Origin of the sequence: Streptomyces sp. NPDC050625 (assembly GCF_040654755.1) — a bacterium.
GTDB lineage: Bacteria > Actinomycetota > Actinomycetes > Streptomycetales > Streptomycetaceae > Streptomyces.
In genome coordinates this window covers 1-3,042 of the sequence record NZ_JBFAIQ010000103.1, presented here as the reverse complement: position 1 = coordinate 3,042, position 3,042 = coordinate 1, and the positions used below count along the sequence as shown (strand labels likewise).

The following is a 3,042-nucleotide window of genomic DNA, read 5'->3' as shown; positions in this document are numbered from 1 at the left end:
TGTTTGTAAGCACGTGATTGGGCTCCAGTGCACGGATGAAAAGTGGCTCCGGGTGTACGGAGTTGATCTGGCTCCACTCCGGTGAGGTGGCCTCCCGCGACGTGCCCTCTTTGGAGTGAATGCACTGGTCCGTCCGCCCGGCGACGGCAGGGTTTGTGCGTCGATCACGGTCATGTCGGAGGCCGTGTTGCTTGATCACGGTCATGTCGGGAGGCCGGGATGGGTTTGTCGCGGGCGGAATTGTTCGCTGCGATCCGGAGGGATAAGCGTCTTGATCCGGAACTGTCGCAGCGGACCTTGGCGGAGAAGTACGGGGTGCACCGTCGGACGGTGAGGCAGGCTCTGCTGTCTGCGGTTCCGCCGCCGAGGAAGAAGCCGGTGCCACGGGCCACGGTTCTCGATCCGGCCAAGCCGTGGATCGATGACATGCTGCGGGAAGACGCGAATGCGCCACGCAAGCAGAAGCACACCGCCCGCCGGATCTACCAACGTCTCGCCCAGGACTACGGCTTCGACCTGGTGTCCTACTCCACGGTCTGCGACTACGTGCTGGCCAGGCGCCCGCAGATCGAGGCCGAGGTGATGGAGGGCCGCCGGCATCTGACGGGCATGGTCCCGCAGGTCCACCTGCCCGGCGAGGAAGCCGAGGTCGACTTCGCCGACGTCTGGGTCCGCCTGGCGGGCGAGGTCGTCAAGTGCCACCTGTTCACGCTGCGGATGTCGTACTCCGGCAAGGCCGTCCACCGCGTCTATGCGTCACAAGCCCAGGAATCCTTCATGGAAGGACACGTCGAGGCGTTCAACGTCCTGGGCGGAGTGCCGACCAAGCACATCCGATACGACAACCTCAAGCCGGCGGTGAACCGCATCTGCACCGGCCGCAGCCGCATCGAGTCCGAGCGGTGGGTGTCCTTCCGGGCCCACTACGGCTTCGACGCCTTCTACTGCATCCCAGGCGAGGACGGTGCCCATGAGAAGGGCGGGGTCGAGCACGAGGGCGGCCGCTTCCGCCGCACCCACCTGGTCCCTGTCCCCGAGGTCGCCACGCTGGAAGAACTGAACGCGAAGATCGCCGAGATCGACGCGGCAGAGGACGAAAGGATCCTCGCGGGCAGGCTGACCACGGTCGGCTTCAACTTCTACACCGAGGCCGACCAGCTGGCACCGCTGCCATTCGAGGAGTTCGAGTGCGGCATCACGCTGACGCCGAAGGTCGACCGCAGCAGCCGGATCACCGTCCGACAGTGTCACTACTCGGTGCCGGCCCGCTTCATCGGCCAGAACGTGCGGGTGCTGCTGCGGGGCAACGAACTCCTCGTCTTCGAACGGCGGGAGATCGCCGCCCGGCACCCGCGGCTGACACGCCGGGGCGACTTCCGCGACGAGCTCGACCACTACCTGGAGATCCTGCTGGTCAAGCCCGGCGCGATGGCCGGATCGACGGCGCTGGTCGCGGCCCGACAGAACGGTTCGTTCACCGAGGTCCACGAAGCCTTCTGGGCCGCAGCCCGGGCCGCCCACGGCGACGCGGCCGGGACCCGGGCACTGATCGAGGTCCTGCTGCTGCACCGCCGGATGCCCGCGACCGCCATCGGGCAGGGCATGGCCGCCGCGATCCGGGCGGGCGCCGTCACCGCCGACGTGGTGGCTGTCGAGGCACGCAGGGCCGCCGCGCTGACCCCGCCACCTCCCGAGGACCTGGACGACGAGAACGAACCGCCGCCCTGGGCCGAACCCAGCGGGGTTGTCTCGCTGAGCGCCCGCCGGGCCCAGCTGCCCGAGGACAAACGGCCGCTGCCGACCGTCGCCCACTACGACCAGCTCCTGACACGTCAACCGAAAGGCACCGCATGAGCACGACTGGCACCACGGCCGCACAGGTTCCTCCGCCCCGCCGCGACATGGGGCCGGAGGAGGCCGTGGACACGGCCATCGACGAAGCCTGCCGGGCCCTGCACCTGCCCACGATCCGCAGCAGGGTCCAGGACATGGCAGCCGAGGCGATGCGGCAGCGGTCCAGCTACAAGGACTTCCTCGCCGACCTGCTCGAAGCCGAGTGCGCCGAACGCGAGGAACGGCGCAAGCAGCGGCTGGTCAGAGACGCCAACTTCCCCCGGCCCAAGCGGCTGGAGGACTTCGACTTCGCGGAGAACCCCAACGTCACGCCGGAACTCGTCGGCACCCTCTCCGACCCGGCCTGGGTCAAGGCCGGACAGCCGCTCTGCCTGATCGGCGACTCCGGGACCGGCAAGTCGCATCTGCTGATCGGGATCGGCACGGCCATGGCCGAGGCAGGGCTCAAGGTCCGCTACACGACCACGGTCAACCTGGTCAACGAACTCGCCGAAGCCGCCGACGAGAAGAAGCTGACCCGCACCATCGCCCGCTACGGCCGTGTTGACCTGCTCTGTCTTGACGAATTCGGCTATCTCGACCTGGACAAGGCCGGCGCCAAGCTGCTGTTCCAGATCTTCACCGAGCGGGAAGAACGGCGGGCCATCGCGATCGCCTCGAACGCCCCGTTCTCGGAGTGGAAGCAGACCTTCACCGACCCCCGGCTCTGCACGGCGATCGTCGACCGGGTCACGTTCAATGCGCACATCGTCGAGACCGGCACCCAGTCCTACCGGTTCGCGCAGAGCCAGCGGAAACGCCGCCGCTGACCTGCACGGACAACCGCGGCCGGCCTCCCTTGCGGGAGGCCGGCCGCAGCCGTTTCGGGCCCAGCCGTCAAGTCCCAGTGCCGGCCGCACCATCGCCCGTTCTCGTCCAGCCGCCGCGGTCACCGGGAGGTCCGCAGCTTGAGCCGAGCCGGGTCGGCAACCCTCCACGCACCTGTCGGGGATGCGCTGACGGAGGTCCACCGAGGCTCCAAAACTACCGTCAACACCCCCTACTCGGGCCAGTGGAACCACCCGATCGAAGTGGGGCCAAATCACCTTGCTACAGGGGCGTGAATCACACCAACACACGCCCCCTCCACCCCTGCAGCGGAGCCAAAACAACTCCGTGCACTGGAGCCCAAAGAAGTGCTTACAGACA

General features: G+C 67.8%; 3 protein-coding genes. 2 read left to right on the top strand and 1 reads right to left on the bottom strand.

The annotated features are described in order from the left end of the window. Positions 1 to 205: hypothetical protein (locus AB0I54_RS48005; RefSeq protein WP_363302732.1), on the bottom strand; the 205-nt coding region annotated here is incomplete at its 3' end. 14 nt (positions 206 to 219) lie between these two features. Here AB0I54_RS48005 and istA point away from each other — a divergent pair. Then, the gene (gene istA / locus AB0I54_RS48000; protein ID WP_363302731.1) at positions 220 to 1,854 is read left to right on the top strand and encodes an IS21 family transposase; all 1,635 of its coding nucleotides are present in this window, start codon (positions 220 to 222) and stop codon (positions 1,852 to 1,854) included. Continuing rightward, complete coding sequence (gene istB, locus AB0I54_RS47995) at positions 1,851 to 2,663, top strand: IS21-like element helper ATPase IstB (RefSeq protein ID WP_363302730.1); 813 nt, start codon at positions 1,851 to 1,853, stop codon at positions 2,661 to 2,663. Before istA ends, istB begins: the two co-directional genes overlap by 4 nt. The last annotated feature ends 379 nt before the right edge of the window (positions 2,664 to 3,042 follow it).